The 19068-nt window shown below is 39.0% G+C and carries 13 protein-coding genes and 2 pseudogenes; 8 read left to right on the top strand and 7 right to left on the bottom strand.

The window, feature by feature from the left end; translation table 11 throughout:
- Positions 1–600: 600 nt before the first annotated feature.
- Positions 601–1083: a hypothetical protein gene (locus LXL81_RS05020; RefSeq protein WP_234645613.1), complete on the bottom strand. Its 483-nt coding sequence runs from the start codon at positions 1081–1083 to the stop codon at positions 601–603.
- Between the two features lie 278 nt (positions 1084–1361).
- Positions 1362–2699, bottom strand: coding sequence for a T9SS type A sorting domain-containing protein (locus LXL81_RS05015; RefSeq protein ID WP_234645612.1), 1338 nt, complete (start codon positions 2697–2699; stop codon positions 1362–1364).
- Positions 2700–3262: 563 nt separating this feature from the next.
- Between LXL81_RS05015 and LXL81_RS29240 the strand changes: the two are divergent.
- A pseudogene (locus LXL81_RS29240) lies at positions 3263–3466 on the top strand (helix-turn-helix transcriptional regulator); the annotation flags it as partial.
- Positions 3467–3892: 426 nt separating this feature from the next.
- Here LXL81_RS29240 and LXL81_RS05010 read toward each other — a convergent pair.
- Positions 3893–4498, bottom strand: coding sequence for a DNA alkylation repair protein (locus LXL81_RS05010; RefSeq protein ID WP_234645611.1), 606 nt, complete (start codon positions 4496–4498; stop codon positions 3893–3895).
- Positions 4499–5305: 807 nt separating this feature from the next.
- Here LXL81_RS05010 and LXL81_RS05005 point away from each other — a divergent pair.
- The 4 genes from LXL81_RS05005 to LXL81_RS04990 all read left to right on the top strand — a co-directional run bounded on the left by LXL81_RS05005 (position 5306) and on the right by LXL81_RS04990 (position 11945).
- Positions 5306–5830, top strand: coding sequence for a response regulator (locus LXL81_RS05005; RefSeq protein ID WP_234645610.1), 525 nt, complete (start codon positions 5306–5308; stop codon positions 5828–5830).
- A 925-nt stretch (positions 5831–6755) separates the two neighbouring features.
- Entirely contained in the window at positions 6756–9833 is a 3078-nt protein-coding gene (locus LXL81_RS05000; protein ID WP_234645609.1) for a lantibiotic dehydratase, read from the top strand.
- Positions 9834–9958: 125 nt separating this feature from the next.
- Positions 9959–10798: a LytTR family DNA-binding domain-containing protein gene (locus LXL81_RS04995; protein WP_234645608.1), complete on the top strand. Its 840-nt coding sequence runs from the start codon at positions 9959–9961 to the stop codon at positions 10796–10798.
- A 28-nt stretch (positions 10799–10826) separates the two neighbouring features.
- Positions 10827–11945 carry a sensor histidine kinase gene (locus LXL81_RS04990; protein ID WP_234645607.1) on the top strand — a complete coding sequence of 373 codons (1119 nt, stop codon included), beginning with the start codon at positions 10827–10829 and terminating at the stop codon, positions 11943–11945.
- 135 nt (positions 11946–12080) lie between these two features.
- Here the strand turns inward: LXL81_RS04990 and LXL81_RS04985 are convergent, their stop codons facing one another.
- From LXL81_RS04985 to LXL81_RS04975, 3 genes are all read right to left on the bottom strand, one after another.
- The gene (locus LXL81_RS04985) at positions 12081–12275 is read right to left on the bottom strand and encodes a hypothetical protein (RefSeq protein ID WP_234645606.1); all 195 of its coding nucleotides are present in this window, start codon (positions 12273–12275) and stop codon (positions 12081–12083) included.
- 380 nt (positions 12276–12655) lie between these two features.
- Positions 12656–13303, bottom strand: a complete 648-nt coding sequence (locus LXL81_RS04980; protein ID WP_310589553.1) for an IS3 family transposase — start codon at positions 13301–13303, stop codon at positions 12656–12658.
- Positions 13304–13518: 215 nt separating this feature from the next.
- A complete protein-coding gene (locus LXL81_RS04975) occupies positions 13519–13848 on the bottom strand; it encodes a transposase (RefSeq protein WP_234645604.1) in 330 nt (109 codons plus the stop codon).
- A gap of 1232 nt (positions 13849–15080) precedes the next feature.
- On the opposite strand from LXL81_RS04975, the gene LXL81_RS04970 reads away from it, so the two are divergent.
- Positions 15081–16088 carry a serine protease gene (locus LXL81_RS04970; RefSeq protein ID WP_234645603.1) on the top strand — a complete coding sequence of 336 codons (1008 nt, stop codon included), beginning with the start codon at positions 15081–15083 and terminating at the stop codon, positions 16086–16088.
- 188 nt (positions 16089–16276) lie between these two features.
- Here LXL81_RS04970 and LXL81_RS04965 read toward each other — a convergent pair.
- Positions 16277–17158: pseudogene (locus LXL81_RS04965) on the bottom strand (IS982 family transposase).
- Between the two features lie 812 nt (positions 17159–17970).
- Between LXL81_RS04965 and LXL81_RS04960 the strand changes: the two are divergent.
- Both LXL81_RS04960 and LXL81_RS04955 read left to right on the top strand, forming a co-directional pair.
- Entirely contained in the window at positions 17971–18264 is a 294-nt protein-coding gene (locus tag LXL81_RS04960; protein ID WP_234645602.1) for a helix-turn-helix transcriptional regulator, read from the top strand.
- A gap of 166 nt (positions 18265–18430) precedes the next feature.
- Positions 18431–19054 carry a porin family protein gene (locus LXL81_RS04955; protein WP_234645601.1) on the top strand — a complete coding sequence of 208 codons (624 nt, stop codon included), beginning with the start codon at positions 18431–18433 and terminating at the stop codon, positions 19052–19054.
- Positions 19055–19068 lie beyond the last annotated feature (14 nt).

The raw sequence follows: 19068 nt of genomic DNA, 5'->3' as shown, positions 1-19068 counted from the left end.
TTTTGCCTAAATCCTATCATAGAAAAATAACAGGAGCCAAAAACCACCTAATTACAGCAAAAGAATCTGAATTATTAACATCCAAACAGACATCTCGCTCGTAGCTATATTAACTATACCCAAAAAAAGAAAAGAAAAATACAATCTGTAATCTTGATAACCGGTAGCGGTCCACACGAGATAGTCGAAGAAATATTTGAACAAGGACCTGTTGTAATATAACTGATTATCTGATAGGCAAAAGGTTTTGCTGGTTTGCAACACGTAAATAGTGGCTTTGGTAAATCTACAGTAAATTTTGTCGTAGCGACAATACTTGACTATGCACTACGTTCATAAAGTGCAGGTTCCTATCTATTTACGCCCGCTATATCACTCATTAGTGATTCTGATTCGTATATCATTGTGTTCAATTAGCCTTGTTGTAAAACCCTTACTTTTTTGGCGGCTTTGATCATTGAAATAATTCCCAGATTCCGGGTATCATCGGCAGAACGGCAGTATACATCCCCGAAAAAAAGTATTTGCCCGTCACGTTAAGCCAATAATTATGCATGCCGGATATAAAAATTCCTTTTACATCCTGTGATAAGCTTTGGGTTACTTCCCGCAATTATCGGGTTTGAGCAGTGGGAAAATAAAATGTGTGAACTCTGCCACGCCCGGTCCGATGAAAATAAACCAAGCAATAAAGCCTGCTATTGGTACGCAGTAACATAAACCAAGTGCAGTCATGCTGTAAAGAACGGGCCTAATGAACGCAAATACTAACAGAAAGCCTTTTTCAGTCCATATAATATTGAACAAACGGCTCATAGATGGGCCAAAACCTGTCAGGTACTCCTCACACATATGTATTTCTAATGCAGCAATTGTAACGAGAGATAAGAGCAAGATCATTTTTGGATCTACCGGATATTTCAGATAGGTTCTGTACCACATAATAAAGCCGATAACCCCAGAACCACCGACAATGATTACCGGAGGCAAACTAATAAAGCGGAAGCCCTGAATACAAACAATTGTAATAAATAGTGCGGCAGCTGCCATACTTACATACTGGGTTCTCTTAGATGTTTCCATTTTCTATTTATTAATATAGTTGATCGGTTATAGTCTGCTGAGTATCTGGCTTATTACATGAGTTTTCTGGATAGCAAAAGATCTCTGTATTGCTCATCGGTTTTTTTTAATAAAGATCTGTAGAATTGAATGGCGTTTTTTTCAATCACCAAATGAAAAATATGAATACAAAACAAAGAGGATGCCTCAATTTAAAATTGAGACACCCTCTATATGCTTATAGTAGAACCGAATTAAATCATTGCAACTGGCGCATCAACAGTTGGACAACAACAAGATCAGATACTTTTAACCATTTTAATTCTCTGCAGCCCCATTTTGGTGTCCACAGCCAGGATGTAAATTCCGGCAGGTATGTTTTCTGTAATGTGCAAATTAATTTTCCGATTTTTTACCATTAGATCCCTTGTAATTATACTAACGCCCTTGCTATTAATTAACCTTACCGATACAAAGGTGTTTTCATTATCCTCCGAAACGACTTCTATTTGCTGTGAAAAGGGATTAGGATATGCAAAATAAAGTGGATCATTACCTTTTGTTTCTACGCTTAATATCTGGCTAAAAGCGAAACTTTCATCCTGGTCTTTTAATTTCAGCCGGTAGTATAATGGACCTTTGTGATTAACTTTAAGATTATCCGTATATGAATAGTTTTCCTGGCCATCCTTATAGCTGATTTCTGCAAGCAATGTGAAAGTTTTAGCGTCCAGACTTTTCTCTATTTGAAAGCCACTAAAATTCACTGCCTCTGTTACCTTCCAGTGAAGAAGAACATCGCCATTTTCGCTGGCATTCGCATTCAAATATATCAGGCGAACCGGCAAAGGATTTGCTCCTGGAAGGGAGTATGCAGTAGCAGCCGAAAAATTCCAGTTATTTTTGTCAGCAATTACTGCCCGTGCATCAGACGCCGTCGCTGGAATAGTTACCGTTGGCTTAAATTGCATATTTTGAATACCCTGCGCAGGTGTCAACGAAAATGCAAAATTATTGGCATTTAATGCTGACGGGAGCGTCGATAGTGTTGGATTGAAATCGCAATTTGATAAGGTGGATGCCCAACCATTTGTTGAAGAGTTCAGAGCTGCTATTAAAGTTGGTACTGCCAAACTTCCCTGATAGGCGAATACGCTTTCACCAGAAACTGACATTGTAACATATTGAGGCGCGGTAGAACTTGGAAGAGTACTATTGTAGGTGGCCTGAAACCCTACTACAGAACCTAAATTTGTTGTTGGAGCATATTGACACCGAATTAGCACCTGTGTTCCGTAATTCATATCAGTAGATGCTGTCCAACGGATGACGCCATCTGTCAAAGCTCCACTTCCCTGAACCTGTGATGGACAAGGATTGGCCGTCTGGAAGGCAGGACTATCACTTCTCCAGCCAAAATCGGTAAAATATATGATGGTTCCTGATTTGATGTTCTTTAACAAGACAAAACTAAAATCACGGTTTGAAGCTGCACCGTTCACTGTACTGGATGTTTCGTTCAAACCAGTAAAGGCAATATCGCCTGGCGATAACGTTGTTGGTTGGGAAAAGGTCAAACTCACTTTAAAAATAAGCAAACCAAGAATAACACAATTAAGAAGTAATTTTCTAGTCATAAAAGAAGCAAATACAGGATAGTTAAAAAATAGGAAAATGAACGCCGTTCTTAAAGAAAATCAAAAGTATTCAAATATTAATAAAATAAATACTATTATAACAGAAACTTATTATAGTGAAAATATACGACTAACGTTTTTGTAATGAGTGTGTTAAAAGATAAACCTTATCAACCAGACACTTTATATATGGGCTAATATTAGGGCTTATGCGATTATTGAAATTTGAATACAAAGTGTAAACTACCCAAGAATTTACTCCGAAGTTGGCTCCGAGGTTTTTGATGCCGGAAAAAGGCTCCATTTCCTTTAGGGAATTGCGGTGTGCTAATTATAAAAAATACTTATGTTTCCATTTTTGAGCTATCACCTGATCTGGTTAAGATTACCAGTTTTCTCTTTGGTAAAGCAGAACAAATGCTTGAATGTTAAACCTTTGATTTAAAACATCAGTGTCCAGACTATACACAAACAGAAGAATGCAAAGAATTATCGTGCCCTAAAAGATCTACTAGCAAAACGGGAAATTAAATTCTGTTGGCCTTGTGTAAGGACATACCACTGATCAGATTGCAAAGCAGCTCGGACAAAATTACCTGGCAGTAGAAACGCACGTTAAAAATATCAATGCAAAATTAAAGCTAACTGGTAAACATGAACTATACGAGTTCTTGCAAAGAATTTGCCTTATTAACTGCTTGATCCTAGATCTCCATCATTCAATTAAATTTCCAAACACTTTGAACCATTGTCATTATCTGTGTTAACCTTAAAAAAATAATCCAATAATAAAATTCCATTATGGTTTGTTTACCACTGTAAGATTCCTAGTAACATGAAGCATCGTATGGCCTGCTTAAAGAGATAAAAAAAAAAGCAAGCAACACCTTTTGGTCGTGCTTACTTTTCAAGAAATCTATAAATTGTCTGCCACACAACAATATATCGACCGTAATTAAAGAAGCTAATTTTATTATTTCTGAAAATGTCACAAGAAACTTTATTCGGTGATAAACTAAACTTGTGTTTTGGTAACACCGGTTAAAAACGGCCATTTTGTTTGATTATCAACTTGTTTACTTGATGCAACTGTGATTTTAGCTTGCATACTGGGGCTATTAGTTCATTTGACAGTGCCCAAGAAACAGCATGCATCTCAGTGCGGCTCATTCAGTAAATGAGTTTATCTGCAATCAGAATTTAATTACATACTTATAAGTGAATTTAGTTTTTGACTCTGACAGATCCCAGGTTGCAATTTCGTTCCGAATCATATCCGGGTGCTTTTTACCTATGTCCCGTAAAGCGTTACCAACGGATTTTCTTAAGTACTCGCTTGGGTCCGCTTTATGCTTACTTATTAAAGCAATTGCCACAGCAGGATTTTCACTAAAATAAGGCCGACTTGTCCAAATACGAAACCCTTCGACAACAGCCCTTTTAAAATTTGCATTTTCATCACTGAGCCATCTTTTAATCGCTTGTAGGCACTGTTCGTAGCCGAGCATCTGACAATAATGGTCCAGAGCTTTGGCCAGCATTTCCTGAACCCGCCAATTATTGTCCAAAGGTATCTGAGTCTCTAAGATCGACAGTGCATCTTGATTATTCGGAGCCAGCTGTCCAAGTATATATGTTCCCAGCATGCGCACCTGATAATTTTTGTCAGCTAAAAGTCCTTTTGCAACATCAAAATGTCTTTTGTCCGGGGCGGATAGAATTTTATTACCTGCTTCAATAATATGCTTAAAGCCGTGTTCGATTTTCTTGATATCATCTAGTATTTGTTGTATCTGCATATATCAGTGCTTTTAACATTTATTTTTTTCCAGTTATGTAAATAAAATTAAGAGATTTATTATATCTGGTCAAGCTCATAATTAATAAGCTTGGATGGCAAGTTTCTTTCGTCCCAAGACGCGGGCGTTTGTTTTAGGAGTTTATTATGAGAAAAAAATAGTTGATGCTTTTATTATTTCTAAACGAAGTGAGAGGCTAACCAGCAGGTAGAAAATGAGAAAAGTCATCTATATTTTTATGTATTTCCTTCTGCAAATTCGCCTTTCTATTTTCTCACAAATCTCTGATGTTAATCCAGCCATTTAATAGTGAAGCAAAATCTTTACAAGAGAAAACTATAGCCTATTTATACAGCAACAGCTGATTTAAAATGTTAGGGACGAGATTTCTGTGCGCAGAGATAGTCATCTTCTTAAAGCTCGGATTATATTCCAAGAGAGGCTTCCTTAAACCATTATTCTGATAAGCCCGAAGGTATTAAGCATGCCACAGTATTCTATAAAATCTTGAGATTGACAATTGGATGAATCCCAAAGTAAATTGTTAAGATGTCAAGACACCCGAGCGATAAGTTGTATTAAAATTTAGAACTGCTTTTGTAAAGGGTTTTGTGCATTTCAAAATAGTTGATACCATAGATAAATGCCGCATGCTGTTATAAAATGTCGGAAATTTTAAATGAATTTATGTCAGCAATGCAACGATTGGCGGCCGAGCATGTTTAAAAGCCATTAGCCAAAAACAATGGATTGAAATATGGAATAAGCCAGCACAACTTTTTGCATTGTAGCTTTTTAACCAAATACATGACAGTTCATCTACTTTCTTCAAATAAAAAAAATAAATACGATTTAATGACATTATATTTAAATTGCCTCTGGGTACATATTCTAATAGTGTTAATGGATAAAAGTGGAACAATTATTATTATCGAGGATGATCTGGATGATCAATTTGTCTTAGAGGAAATTTTTACTGAACTGGCCTATCCAAACCCAAGAAAATACTTTTTTGATGGTGAGTTAGCGCTGGAATATCTTCTTACAACTCCAGACCGGCCGTTTATTATTATTTCAGATGTAAATATGCCTAAGTTGAATGGATTGGAACTCAGAAGAAAATTGCATACTGATGCAGCGCTTAACCTCAAATGCATTCCTTATGTGTTTCTTACCACAGCCTTAAACCATCAAGCAGTGATTGATGCCTATAGTACCTCAGTACAAGGTTTTTTTGTGAAGCCAACTGGATTTGATGAAACCAAAGAAATGATTAAAGTAATGATGGAGTACTGGATAAGATGTGCAGCCCCAAATAATTTTAGCTCTTAAAGGATTCTATCCTTTAAATTATTTGCTAGTTCCAAAAAGTCCTATTTCCCATCGCTGAAGGTTCTTCTGTCTGTCTGTTGTAGCTTGAGGGAGGTGGTCAGTTGGATGAAAACCGCCAAATGGATTTTAATCAAATAGGAAATTTAGTGCAAAATATAAGACCCACAGTCCTGGCAAAACGTTTCACAGCAAAACTTAAGTTTTACGAACTTAGCAGCGTAGCAAACAATCCTGCTACCTGCTTTATGAGTATTCTTTGGCAGGACACTGTAATATCGTGTATAAGTACGAGACGTTCTTCGATTACAGAGATATCGCGAATTGTGAGCACTGAGAATTTATTTGCAAGGGCTGCCGCCTTTAAAGAAAAGAATTCTTACAGAGGTGAACGCAGCTGAGATACTGCTAAATACGTCTTGGCAATTAGGCCGGAACTATACTTTTAATACTTCACTTGTCCTAACCCGTCCAGCAAGTTTGGTAGTGATAAAAATGCGTTGCGCTTGTTCAAGCACGCTCCGCGGTTGAATACGCATGCCTGCTAAGATGCAGTACCTTCGAAAATACTCAAACTCCCTTTTTCTGCATAATCCTGTAATTACCCACCAAACTTAGGCGAATTCAGCGGTTCTTCTTGATCGTGAGACCATTATCTCTTTTTCTTAGAGTACCCGAAATATTGCGAACGTCACGATTTTGCGCAAGTGAAAGCACAAAACCACAGACACTGCCTTGGCTTTCCATTTAGGCCGTTTAGAGTCAGACCATAACTGGCTCGAAACCTTTTAAACCAATTTGAAAGCACTTCAAATCCTGATGAGGTCCTTTCAGAGCCCGATTAGGACCGACTGAAACATAAATATCAGCTTACAATGGTGCCTTTAAAACTTTACAGCCAGTGCTGTACCTTTTAAAAAGCGTCCTAATGAAAATTAATTCTTACGGCTTCTGCATGTTTCGCAGACCTCTACTTTCCAGAGATGTACTGGAAAACTTTCATGCCAAAATTGCCAGTGACCCCTCTGAGTTTGAATCACAACTGAGAAGGATATTTTCTGATCCTACCCTGTTGGAAGGCCTCAGAGTCGCTTCTGGCGAACTTTACAAGATGACAGAAACTTTGCTGCGAGATGAGCATGTAAGCGGAAAAGAAAAGCTGCTGGTATCATTATATAAATTCTTGATCCGGATGGCAAGCCGCTGCACGCCGTTCGGGCTTTTCGCAGGTTATTTTACCGTAGAGACTGGCCCGGTTACCCAGATCAGCTTTGCAACGCAAAGTCTTGTAAAAAGATATAGCCGTCTGGATGCCAGTTTGCTCGGAGCACTTAAAACACATATTCTTCAAAAGCCTGGCATCAGCGCCCAACTACTATTTTATCCTAACAGCTCTCTTTGCAGGGCCGGAGAAAACTTCCGGTTTATTAAAAGGCTGGAGGACAACTGTCAGACATCATTCATTTTATCTCAGACTGCTATGCACCCTGCACTTGAAAAGCTTATATCAAAAGCGAAAGTAGGTCTTCTGCCCAGCCAACTCTGTAAGCTCTTGCTTGATGAAAACCTAAGTGCTGCCGGCGCTAAATCCTATGTGAAAGCGCTGATAGGATCTCAGATTCTTGTAAGTAGCATTGAGCTTAATGTAACAGGGCAGTCATACCTTAGTCGTCTAGCGGACACACTGAGCATTTTAAGGGGTACCAAAACAATAACGAAAAAAATCAATGACATCCAAAAGCAGCTCGATCAAAACGCTTCGGCAAGTCAAATCAACATGTGCTTAAAAAGTTTCTTGAAGACAGATCACCCCCTAGAAAGCACAATCCAGACGACGCTTAACTTCCAGACTGAAAATGCCCAGATCAGCCAGAAGGTGCTTTCAAAACTAGGCACTCAGATCAGCCGCATAGCATCTTTAACGCAGCAGGCGAAAAGTCCTGAGCTGAAAGATTTCACCCGCCGATTTACAGCCAGATACGGTCAGCAGCCCATACCGCTGCTTGTAGCTTTGGATTATGATTACGGAATAGGTTATGGAGCGCTGAGCAGGGAAACGCAGCCCGAGCTACCGCTTCTGGCCGGTATTGACCATAAAACTTTCATTAACAAAAGTGATGCCGATCATCCAAATGATCTTGCAGATAAGCTTTATCAGAAAGCATTTACGATTGCTAGCAAGCGGATTGTATTGAGCGATGCGCTTTTGGCAAAGCAGACAAATGGGGCAGATCAAGGCCTGCCAACAAGCTTTTATGTGCTTGGAAGTTTTCACGCCGCCTCTCAGCTTGCCATGGACAAGGGAGATTTTCTTTTTGAGCTCAAGGGGCTTAGTGGCCCATCGGCTTTAAATCTTTTAACCCGTTTCTGCACAGGAGATCCTTCTTTGAGCATGCATGCAGAGCATATCATCAAGACCGAAGAGTCTCAGCATGCAAATGTAATCTATGCAGAGATCGCTCATCTGCCAGGCGGTAAAGCTTCAAATATTGTTCAACGGCCTGATCTTAGAGACTTTGAGATCGTATACCTGGCGGAAAGCTCAAAAGACAATACAAATAAGATCAGTACCGCAGATCTCTGGCTAAGCTGCCCGGATGGGAAAAATCTGGTATTAAATTCTGCAAAGCTAAACAAATCAATCATTCCAGTTCTAACCACCGCCCATAATTACAACGCTGGTCTTCCGGTTTACCGCTTTCTTTGTGATTTGTCCAACCAACAGAATATATCGCTTAACTGGGACTGGGGACAATATCAAAAGGCCCCATTTCTTCCACGGGTGCAGTATCAGCAGCTTGTACTTAGTAAAGCAAGCTGGCTTATTAACCATGCACCTGAAAACGAGCCAAACAAAATTGCTTGGTGGAAAGCGATTGAGAAAAACCTGAACACTCCTCGGTATTTTACCATAGGTCACAGCGATCAGACTCTACTGATTGACAGCAAAAATGAACGCTCCTTGATGCTGCTGGCGCAAATGCTAAAAAAAGAGGGACACCTGCGCATCACTGAGACTTTGGAAAAGACCGGCGAAGGCCTTTTGAGATATAAGGGAGAGTATTTTTCAAATGAGCTTGTCATTCCCTTCCATTGCACACAGCCGCTTAAAGTTTCAGTCCCACAAAAGCATATTCTGAATTACAATCAAGATAAGATAATTCGCGATTTTACCACAGGTTCGCAGTGGCTGTATGTGAAAATCTGCTGCGCTGAAAGGCTTTCGGATGCTGTGCTTACCACGGCACTGCTTCCGCTTGCAAGCTCGCTTGAAAAGCGTAGGTTCATTGAAAAATGGTTCTTTATCCGTTACCTTGATCCACAACCGCATATCAGACTGCGCTTTTACAGTAGAAAAAAAGATTTTTGGCTTATTGTGCTCAAAGAGCTGCACGGGCTGATGGGGCCACTTTTAAAAAGCGGAATGGTAAAAAGTGTTCATACCGATACCTACCAAAGAGAGCTTGAACGTTATCCGGCAAAGATCTATCACCGGATTGAATCCATCTTTCACAGCGACAGCCAGGCCGTTGGCAATTGTTTGGCTGAGCTCGCAAAAGATACAGGACTACGCTGGCAAGGCGCACTTTTGGGAACAGATATGATGATGAAGAGTCTGGGATTTGATTTAGCAGGCAAAATTAGTCTGATCCAGACCATGCACCGGCAGTTTTCGGCAGAACTTGACCCGGACGGGGTCAAGCGCAGGCAAATGGATCAGAACTACCGGGCTCACAAACAACAAATCATTCAAATCATGCAGGGCCAAACACCTTCTGTCCATCATAACCTATGCTCCCATTTTAAAAGGCGAACTAAATTAATTAAGCACCTGATTCTTCATCCCGCCCTCAGTGAAAGCAATGCAAAATCCCGGCTGGGTTCGGATCTTATCCATATGTTCTTGAACCGCTGGTTTGATAGCCAGCAGCGGTATCAAGAATTTACCGTATATCATTATTTAAATAAATACTATACATATGAAATGAAAAGTAGTAAGATTTAAAAATTATTCCTAAAAGTTGTAGGATGTAACCGATGCGCTATCTAAATTTAACTTACGCCCCTATCGTAATATATCTCAGAAGCTGACCCAGCAGGAAATATCCTTGTATTTAAATTCTGACACAAATGAAACAAACTACCATGCATCCGCTGCGGTGCCTGATCGTTGATGATGAGAGTGCGGCGCACAAAACCATTAAATTTTATATCAGCAAAATTCCAGGACTGGAATTCTCTGAGGGCTGCATGAACGCAGTTAAAGCCCTTGAAGTAATTTCGACCCGTGACTTTGACATCATTTTTCTGGATGTGGACATGCCCTACATTTCGGGTCTGGAGTTTCTTAGGATCGCAGGAAAAATCAGTGCATCAGTAATAATGACAACAGCCCACGCCCGGTTTGCCATAGATGGCTTCGAGCATCATGTCGCTGATTTTCTACTGAAGCCCTTTTCGATGGAAAGATTTTTGAAAGCAGTACATAAAGTGCGTATGCTACGGATAGATAAATCCATTCGAACAGATTTGCAGGATCCAGGCCAGGGCGCTAATAACTGTGATCCGATGCACCCGTTTCAACTACTTGTAAAAAATGGCGCTAGTGATCAGATTCTTCCCAACCTAAGACAGGTCCCCGCTTTCGAAGAAAAGATGATGTGGATCCGCGTGGATAAAATCATTCTTCCGGTCGAATATCAGCACCTATTAATGATAACAGGCTGTGGCAACTATGTACACATTTATGCCAAAGGGAAAAAGCACCTGGTGCGCACCTCACTGGCGCTGCTATCTGCAAGGCTACCTGAGACATTTATTAAAACGCATAAGTCGTATATAATAAACGGTCAGCTGGTTGAGAAACTTAACGGCAATGAGATCGTGATGAACGGTGGCATGCAGACAGCAAAACTTTCAAGGTATTTAAGAAGTGAGGTTTTAAAAAAACTTGGGCCGCTTTATGGATAGACATGCGAAGCACTTCCCGCTCCGTTACATGCTGCAGTCCCAGACGATCATCCAGCGGATCAAATACCACAGTGTTTTCTGGCTGGCATTTATCGCGTTTCACCTTCTGTACTTTGCCGGCTCAAAAGAGAAAATTCATTACCAAGCCAGTTGGGTGATTTCTTACGGGGTGTATTATTTGCGCTTTATTCCTGTCTATTACCTGGCAGCTAGCATATTTAACCGCCTTAAAGAAAAGTACTACGGGACAAGTCTAATGGTTTTGACTGGCATCATTATGATACTGGCAATGCACGCAGCGAATGTGACAGTCTTTTTTTTGCTCGAAAGGTGCTACGGGCTGAATACACTTTCAGAGGCTTTTCGGCATTTTGGAGGTTTGTACCTAAAATTTGCAAGTCAAAACCAGCTTGGTGACTGGCTGATGCTTTTGATTTATGATGTGACCGAGACACAGCTACTTTTTTTGCCCTTAGGGCTTAAAATGATACAATACGGTTTTCGCCAGCAGATTGAAAAAAGAGATCTTTTAGCAGACAAATTAAAAAACGATCTGGTCATACTACGCGCTCAGCTTGCCCCACATATTATTTTAAATACGCTCCATTCTGTTTTAGCTGCGCTATTGCCCGTGAGCGAAAAGGCCTCTTTATACCTTGTTAGTTTAACGGATGTACTTAGGTTCACTCTTTACGAAACAACAGACGAGCTGATTGTACTTAAAAGGGAATGGCAGGCACTTTTACATTTTACTGATCTGGAAGCAAAGCGTTTTGATGACCGCCTGAAAGTCAGAATTAAGCAAAAAGGTAAAATCCGCTCTGATAAACTAGTTCCAGCACTTGTTCTGTTTACGCTGACAGAAAACGCTTTTAAACATGGGGTGTATTCCACAATTGAAGATTGCTGGGTCAATATTGTTCTAAATGTGTCCGCAGACCGCCTGTGTTTTACGATTTCCAACAGCAAACCCGTTCTTTTTACAAATCCAGCCAACAAGAAAGATTCCGGTATTGGCATGAAAAATATCAAAAAGCGTCTCGAAATAAGTCTTAATGATAATTTTTCATTAAATATTATAGACAGCCAGCAGTCTTACAGTGTTGAACTTGAGATGCCACTGATCACAGCAGCGCAAGTGACATAGATTGCTAAAACCAGCATTAAATCAAAATAAAAGTGGCTGGCGGCAGAAGGTGATGCTTGATGATCATAGCGAACTTGATCACTCAGGCTCACCAGGAGCTGCTTGACCAACTTTTAGGGCCGGCTTCAATATCCTCTAATTAAGAAACCGGCCCTTGGCTACTGTCGCGGTCAGCCTTTTTGTGTTTCCATCAATATACCAAGCACCGAGTGCGCTCAGGCGTTCCAGCATACTTCTTTGTCTTTTAATATGGTTTGCTTTTATATGTATTATCATGCTGGCGCGCCTCACAGAAAACTGTTTTACCTCGTAATTGTCTAAGAAGTGCATATTTGAACGCCTTTCTATTGTGTGCTTCTTCTTTTATATGACCGGGCCAATTGACCAGCTTAAATACTGGCAATATTCTGCTGAGATCGGATTGCGCGGATCCAGACCTGGAACATGTCCAAAGAGTGCACTATGGCTTGTTCTAAGGTTTAACTGTCAAGTTAAAATTCCAAAGTATAAAAGCGATGTGATCGGTAAATAACAATGCACCATAATTGGTAACAAGAATGCAAAAGATAGTATTTAGCCAAATTTATGACTTATTTCAAAATCCACCGAATACACCGTGAAGGTCTGTCCGTCGGGCACATCAGCAGTTTGACGTGGTTCCGTTTTGGTTTACACTTTTGCGAGTTAGTAAATATTTAAATTCTCAATTCTCATCCAGTTTGTCGATAGTACTCAGCCTCGAAGGCAGCAGGATTCAGATAGTTTAAAGAGGAATGCAGCCTTCTTGTATTATAGTATCCGTCAATGTATTCAAGTAGTACAGTCTTCAATTTTTCTAGACTCTCATATCCACCTTTCGGCATAATCAGTTCCGCCTTTAGTCTACTCCAAAACGACTCGGCCCAAGCATTGTCGTACGGATCATCGGCCCGGGACATGCTCTGTTTCAGCTTAAAGGTCTTAATCAGTTTTTTCATTTTGTGCGACAGATATTGGCCTCCACAATCTGAATGTACGATCATACCTGGCTTTACCTTCCGCCTCAAAAGAGCCCTTTCTAATGGCTCACGAACAAGACTTTCCTGCATATTATCACTTAACTGCCAGCCAACTACCTGGCGTGAGAATAAATCAATCCAGACATACAAATAAGCCCATTTGCCGCCTTTTAGAGGCATGTATGTAATATCGGAGACCCACACACAATTAGGCTTACTTGGCTTAGGTTGATCCAGCAGAAGATTAGGGGACACTCGCTTTCCATGCCTACTGTCTGTTGTTCGTGGAACGAATTTCGGCGGTTGAATGGCCCTTAAACCCTCTTTTCGCATGATTTCAATAACTTTCCTGCGCCCTATTTTTATACCCTTTTGTTATAGTGATTCCTTAATGCGTCTGCTACCGTATCGCTTAAAATTCCGGATAAACTCAATCCGTACCTCGTGCTTTGGACGGTTATATTTTTCGTCCGCATTATGGCTTTTTCCCCGCCGATAGCGATAATAAGCTGTCCGGCTAACTTCAAAAAGTGAGCACAGATAATTGATCTTTTGCGTCCGAGAAAACGAGTATATTAACTCATAGACGTCCCTGAGTCGGACTGGCTCAAAAGACCTAAGGCTTTTTTTAAGATTTCGCGGTCGGTTTTAAGCCGTTCATTTTCCGCTCGTAGTTTAGCAACTTCCACAGCTAGCTTCGCCGCTTTATCATTGCCACTTTCTCCGCTATTCGATTTTGTCTTTTTTGTTGCCATTCTTCTCCAACGATACAGAACATTCTCGGCAATTCCAAAACCCTCAGAAATTTCCCTGGCACTTCTGCCCGAAACGAGCATTCTGATCATTTCTTGCTTGAACTCAGCGTCGTAGCTCCGACGATTTTTTACAGATTTTGGGTCTTTCATTTTGCATCATGTTGTGCAAAAATGTGTGCCGATTTTCGGAGCCACCTCAGTTACCTGGTATTGAACCGGCGCACGGTGTTCCAACTAATGCATAAGTTTTAGAGTCTTATTGAGAAATGGACTTTCACTTATGAGACAAGCACTTAATATTCTGGTACTGTTGCATTTGCAGCTAGGCTGCAAAAAAGGCACTGACATCAAGCCAGGTGAAATTGAAGCTACTGTAAAAGGGTATGTGATTTCCGATAACTGGGACAGAGGCTGTAATAGCGAGGGGTTTGTAATTAAAATTAGCGCTGATAGCTATTTAATTAGTAACTCAATTCCATCCTATTACGAAAACCCAAGCTCATGGCCGGACTCAGGTTGGATACGCTACGAATCAGCCAGTCCAGATAGTTGCAGTTAAGCCACGAACCGGATTAAAATTTTGTCTATTCGAAAGAAATCATAATTAGAATTTTGCGAATTATAAGTTAAAAGGGTTAATCCTCTGGTTCAGAGCACTTAGACTCTTCATAAATAAGAAAAAGCGGCATTCCCATCCCGGTACCTGATGAATGATTGGCTAAGTCAGTTTGCGTCTAAGGTTGAATTTTCGTGGTAGCTGATTGCTTTTACAGGCATAATGTCTAAATGCATAGCCCTGTTCACGATAAGTTTTCAGGCCATCAAGGCGGCCTTAATGAATCCTGTGTCATCATTAAGGAGCGAGATAACCAGGTAGGGGCTTGGGTTCTTACAACCGGGATGAAGACCTACAAAATCGTTTATACGAAAGTCGTGACGGTTTTTCGCCGTTCTTTTAATTTAATCCGTTTTAAGCAATCGAATCGTATAAATAGTAAATAGCAAACGGGAACATATTCTTCTTGATGCTTAGTGAATATTTATTAAAAACCAGACCATGTCGCAACAAAGCAGTATAGAAGAAATCTTTTTCAGATATCTCTTGCAATATCAATTAAAAAAAAACTGCTTAGCCTATTTCATGGCAATAGGTATACATCTATATCTGAAGCCCCTTTCCGTTATAAGTAATTCAAGTCTATGGTTTTTTGACGTCTACAAAAGACAAACCCTTTTTTATTCTTCGAATTTCAGGAAGCTGCCAGGATTGACCATGAGAAAAGCGGACAGCATTTTTGTGAAAGCAAAATTCACGAAAAAGACACGCGGAATTTGAGAGTCAACCATATCAAATACTTTTACCCTTTCTAAGCTCATTATATATGCAAGCAAAAACAGTATTATCAGTTTTATTAATAATCTTTGGAACATCATTCCAATCATGCAAACGAAATAATCCAATTGTTCCAGGAAGTGATCTGCACGTCCCCAAAATTGAGGAAATACTAAATGGTAACGACCAAAATCTGATCAATCTGCTCAACAAGGTAAGGGGAAGCGTTGGAAGACGAGGCGCAGGGTCAAAAACCATATGGAGTACAAAAAACGAATATGGCTTGGGTTTGTATATAAGTGCTAATCATGTTTATAACATATCTGGATGGAATTCCCGAAATGCCCAATTCTTTGATTTATCATCGGAAAACCTTGGCATTTTCGAAACTTCACAAATTCCCCCAATTAACGGAAGCATAGCCTTAGGCAATACGCTGATAGCAGATTTTCCCTTCATTCATTTTAATATTTCTACCGGTGCTACCAATACGACGATATTACCGGTAGAAGATTTTTATATAGGCATCATCGATAATCAACGAGCTGAGCAAAGTCGGTTGCCCAAATATCCTGAGCTTATTAAAACCTCTGCACCATTACAGCTATATGATCCCGAAAACCGTACAAGAGCAAATCAAACATGGAATACCTCTATTGCAGGTGAAAAAGTAATTGCAGTTGGCTATCCTCAGGATAAGACCAACTATCCCAATGGGGCAGTTGCTTATGGTAAAATATTATCAGATACAGAAGCTATGCAAGTCATCCAAAAATTGAAGATTGCCGGAGACACCGAAGGAGATATACCGTATAATTCGAGTGCCGAATTTTTAATAGAAGCGCAGGCAATAGGTGGTATGAGCGGAGGAGGCGTATTTAATGCAGATGGGCAATTATTGGGGATCATGGTTAGAGGAAGCGACAAGGAAAATGCCCCCAAAATCATCAGAGCAGTTAAAATCTCTCATATTAAATCTACTATGATCGAATTTTACAATAGCCTACCTGAAACGGACAAGAGCAGAATAAGACCATTTATAAGTGGTGAAATATGATCAGGCATGAGATTAAATATGATGAATTTTAGCATATGTTGTTCTTTAGAACGAGAGCATCAAAAAGTGTGGGAACCTCATGCCGCCTGCTGGATGATATCAGGATCCTTGGGTTGAAATAAATGTACTAGTGTTAAGTCAACTGTCATATGACGTATAAATACTGTGTCTTAACCCGTTGGGTGAAATTATGTGATTTGAATTTTGATATTGTTTGTATTCCTTGTGAACACAAACTTATTAAGATATTGAATCAGGGTTAAAGATGTAATTTTTGCAAGAATTCTCGTCTTAAAGCCGTCAAAACTTTTCGCGTAATTTCTCCTGATCATAAATTGATCACATAATTGTGAAAAAAGTGTCTCGATTCTTTTTCTGGCTTTTCTGAAAACATAAGCTTGTTTTTTGTATTTTTTTTGATTGCTTCTCATGGGAGTTTCTAGTCGGACATTGACAGAATGAAACAGGTCTAATTGTTGTTCATTTGAGATGTACCCCCTGCCCACAAGTAATATATAATCAGACAGTTGTGTTTTAAAATCTTTTAAATAAGCAATATCATGGACGTTTGCTTTACTAGTATCAATTGAATGAAAAACACCGGACATTGTGCAAACTCCATGCAGTTTATAACCATAAAACCATGTGTTTTGAGATGCTCAAAACCCTTTTTCGGGAGCCGTTTCAAAACGTTCCTTACAGATTTTGATCCTCTTATGTCTAGCCATTTTACATATTTCTAAGGGCATTGAGTCAACTACGAAGTAGTCTTCAAATTCAACGAAACTATGTTTTAATTTTGTTTTGATTAATTCAGTATGCGTAAATAGTTTTCGGCGGCGCTTGTTGAATTGACTTCTTTCCAAAATATTTGAGATTCCGTTCTCTGGTATCATTTGGAACAACAGACTCTCGCTATCTATGCTCATGCACTCCGCAGTTAAGCTCAAAGCAACAATCTCATTATCAGACTCTCTAGGCTTTCTTCCAACCTTATTTACTTTACAATCGATATGTAGTGATTCAATTGTTTGCAGAATTTTATAATAACTTTTTACTAATTTTGACATACATATTGGGGTTTGTTTGGCGACTTTAAGATACTGAATTTCAGTATCTTAACCCAAAACGATTGCATTTTGTCTTCTCTATTTTATTTCACCCAACGGATTTTTATACTTTCTGGTTTTTACTTCAAAAATAATAACCTGTCAAATCACAACAACTTAACTCAGAATACTAGATAAAAACTAAATTTCAAATAGCGTTCAGCTGGATTTTCCTGTTCCTAAAAAGTCAAAGATTGAAGTAAATGGAAAAGTTACGATGACTTGCCTGCATGCACGTTTCTGTTAGTTTATGTAAAGAGTTACTGCTCCCTTAGGAACAGGCATTGGAAACGACCCACACTTTTGCTTTTGACCAAAAAATAAATTTATACTTTATTCTACAAACTATTTAAAATAAAAATTATACGTTTAACGGCAGTTACATAGCATTAGTTACCACCACTATCGTCCAAACAAATGAAAAAGATATTACTACTTCTTGAAAGGTCTCTGTTTTTTAACCTTCCAGTAGCAAGATTAAAAGATAAAGGTGGCGTATCGTCCACCGGCATGGCTACCTATTCGTTTTGGATTGTACAATAATATTTTTAAAATCAGGAAATTACGGAACTCCCGGCTCGACTTACGGAACCGAAGCCGAAAATTTAGCAATTATGACTGCTAAAGGAACAATTGGGTCTGTTTTATACATGTCATTAGATTTTAAAAGACGAAAATAAGTATTTACTTGCGGTTACAGTAAAGAAAATATATTAATAATAAGTCCCCTAACATTAGATAGAAGGTATTTAATTATTTAATATAACCAATTTATGAACCCTAAAGTCTCAGAGAAATTATTCAATAAACCCCTGATTTTTGATTGCGATTTTGAAGGAAGTTTTGACTCACTAACAAAAAGAGAATGGGATGTATTACTCCTAGTCGCAGACGATGTACCAAATGAAAACATTGCCGATAATCTCTCCCTTGCTCTTAAAAGTGTTAAAACATATAAAACAAGAATTGCCATTAAACTGTCATTACTTGGACGTGATCAACTTGCAAGATTTGCCAGAAAAAATAAAGATTGGCTGCAGGAGTACTACTCTCACTACTTTCTTTAAATATTTATATGAATAATGAATTATTCATATAAATTGTAGACCTACGTCTACATCACATTAAGAAATCCTTTGATACATTTGTATCATTCTGAGACATCTAGATAAAAACGATGTTTTTTGAACTCAGAGGATAATACCGGCATAAGTAGAACTTTTTCCAGAAAGTATGAAAAAATGTTTTGTTATAGCAGCACTTTTTGTTTTTTCGAGACACTCGCTGCTGGCTCAATCAAAGTTCTATTTTGATCTGCAAACAGGGGTAAGTGTTTCGGCCTTAAAGGGGGGGAATTCCGGTAATTTGGCAACAACAAATTATAAACCTGGATTTACCGCAGGCCTTGGTGCGGGCTTCAAATTATCAAATATTTGGAGCCTACAAAGCGGAATAAATTACCAAAGTTTAGGAGGCGGATCCGACAATACGCTTATAATCCCTATTCAAGGTTATAAAAAATATTTCTTAAATTACACTAGTATACCCGTTTTAGTCAAGCTTAACTTTCCAAAATCTAATTTAGGAATATTTGTCGGTCCCCAATACGGCTATTTGGTAAGTAAAAAATTCGAGACTTATTCTGGTTATTTTGAAAGTGTAAACAGGCTACGAAAAACTGATTTTGCAGCATTACTTGGAGCAGAATATTATTTCCCCTTAAAAACAGGAAATCACATTGGTCTTTCATTTAAATACCAATTCAGTGTTAATAAGATAGATAATTTCGAGAGCGATGATCTTTTTATTAAAAACACAGGATTTATTTTAACTATCGGATATCGGTTTCAAAAATAAATTCAAAGTTTATA

It is taken from the genome of Dyadobacter sp. CY356, assembly GCF_021440195.1.
GTDB lineage: Bacteria > Bacteroidota > Bacteroidia > Cytophagales > Spirosomataceae > Dyadobacter.
This window is presented reverse-complemented; position numbering and strand designations above follow the sequence as displayed.

Coding starts and splice junctions, on each gene's coding strand:
- LXL81_RS04985 (WP_234645606.1), bottom strand. CDS start 12,275: ATGCACTTCTTAGACAATTACGAGGTAAAACAGTTTTCTGTGAGGCGC.
- LXL81_RS04960 (WP_234645602.1), top strand. CDS start 17,971: ATGAACCCTAAAGTCTCAGAGAAATTATTCAATAAACCCCTGATTTTT.
- LXL81_RS05015 (WP_234645612.1), bottom strand. CDS start 2,699: ATGACTAGAAAATTACTTCTTAATTGTGTTATTCTTGGTTTGCTTATT.
- LXL81_RS04975 (WP_234645604.1), bottom strand. CDS start 13,848: ATGAAAGACCCAAAATCTGTAAAAAATCGTCGGAGCTACGACGCTGAG.
- LXL81_RS05005 (WP_234645610.1), top strand. CDS start 5,306: ATGACAGTTCATCTACTTTCTTCAAATAAAAAAAATAAATACGATTTA.
- LXL81_RS04995 (WP_234645608.1), top strand. CDS start 9,959: ATGAAACAAACTACCATGCATCCGCTGCGGTGCCTGATCGTTGATGAT.
- LXL81_RS04955 (WP_234645601.1), top strand. CDS start 18,431: ATGAAAAAATGTTTTGTTATAGCAGCACTTTTTGTTTTTTCGAGACAC.
- LXL81_RS04990 (WP_234645607.1), top strand. CDS start 10,827: ATGCTGCAGTCCCAGACGATCATCCAGCGGATCAAATACCACAGTGTT.
- LXL81_RS05000 (WP_234645609.1), top strand. CDS start 6,756: ATGAAAATTAATTCTTACGGCTTCTGCATGTTTCGCAGACCTCTACTT.
- LXL81_RS05020 (WP_234645613.1), bottom strand. CDS start 1,083: ATGGAAACATCTAAGAGAACCCAGTATGTAAGTATGGCAGCTGCCGCA.
- LXL81_RS05010 (WP_234645611.1), bottom strand. CDS start 4,498: ATGCAGATACAACAAATACTAGATGATATCAAGAAAATCGAACACGGC.
- LXL81_RS04970 (WP_234645603.1), top strand. CDS start 15,081: ATGCAAGCAAAAACAGTATTATCAGTTTTATTAATAATCTTTGGAACA.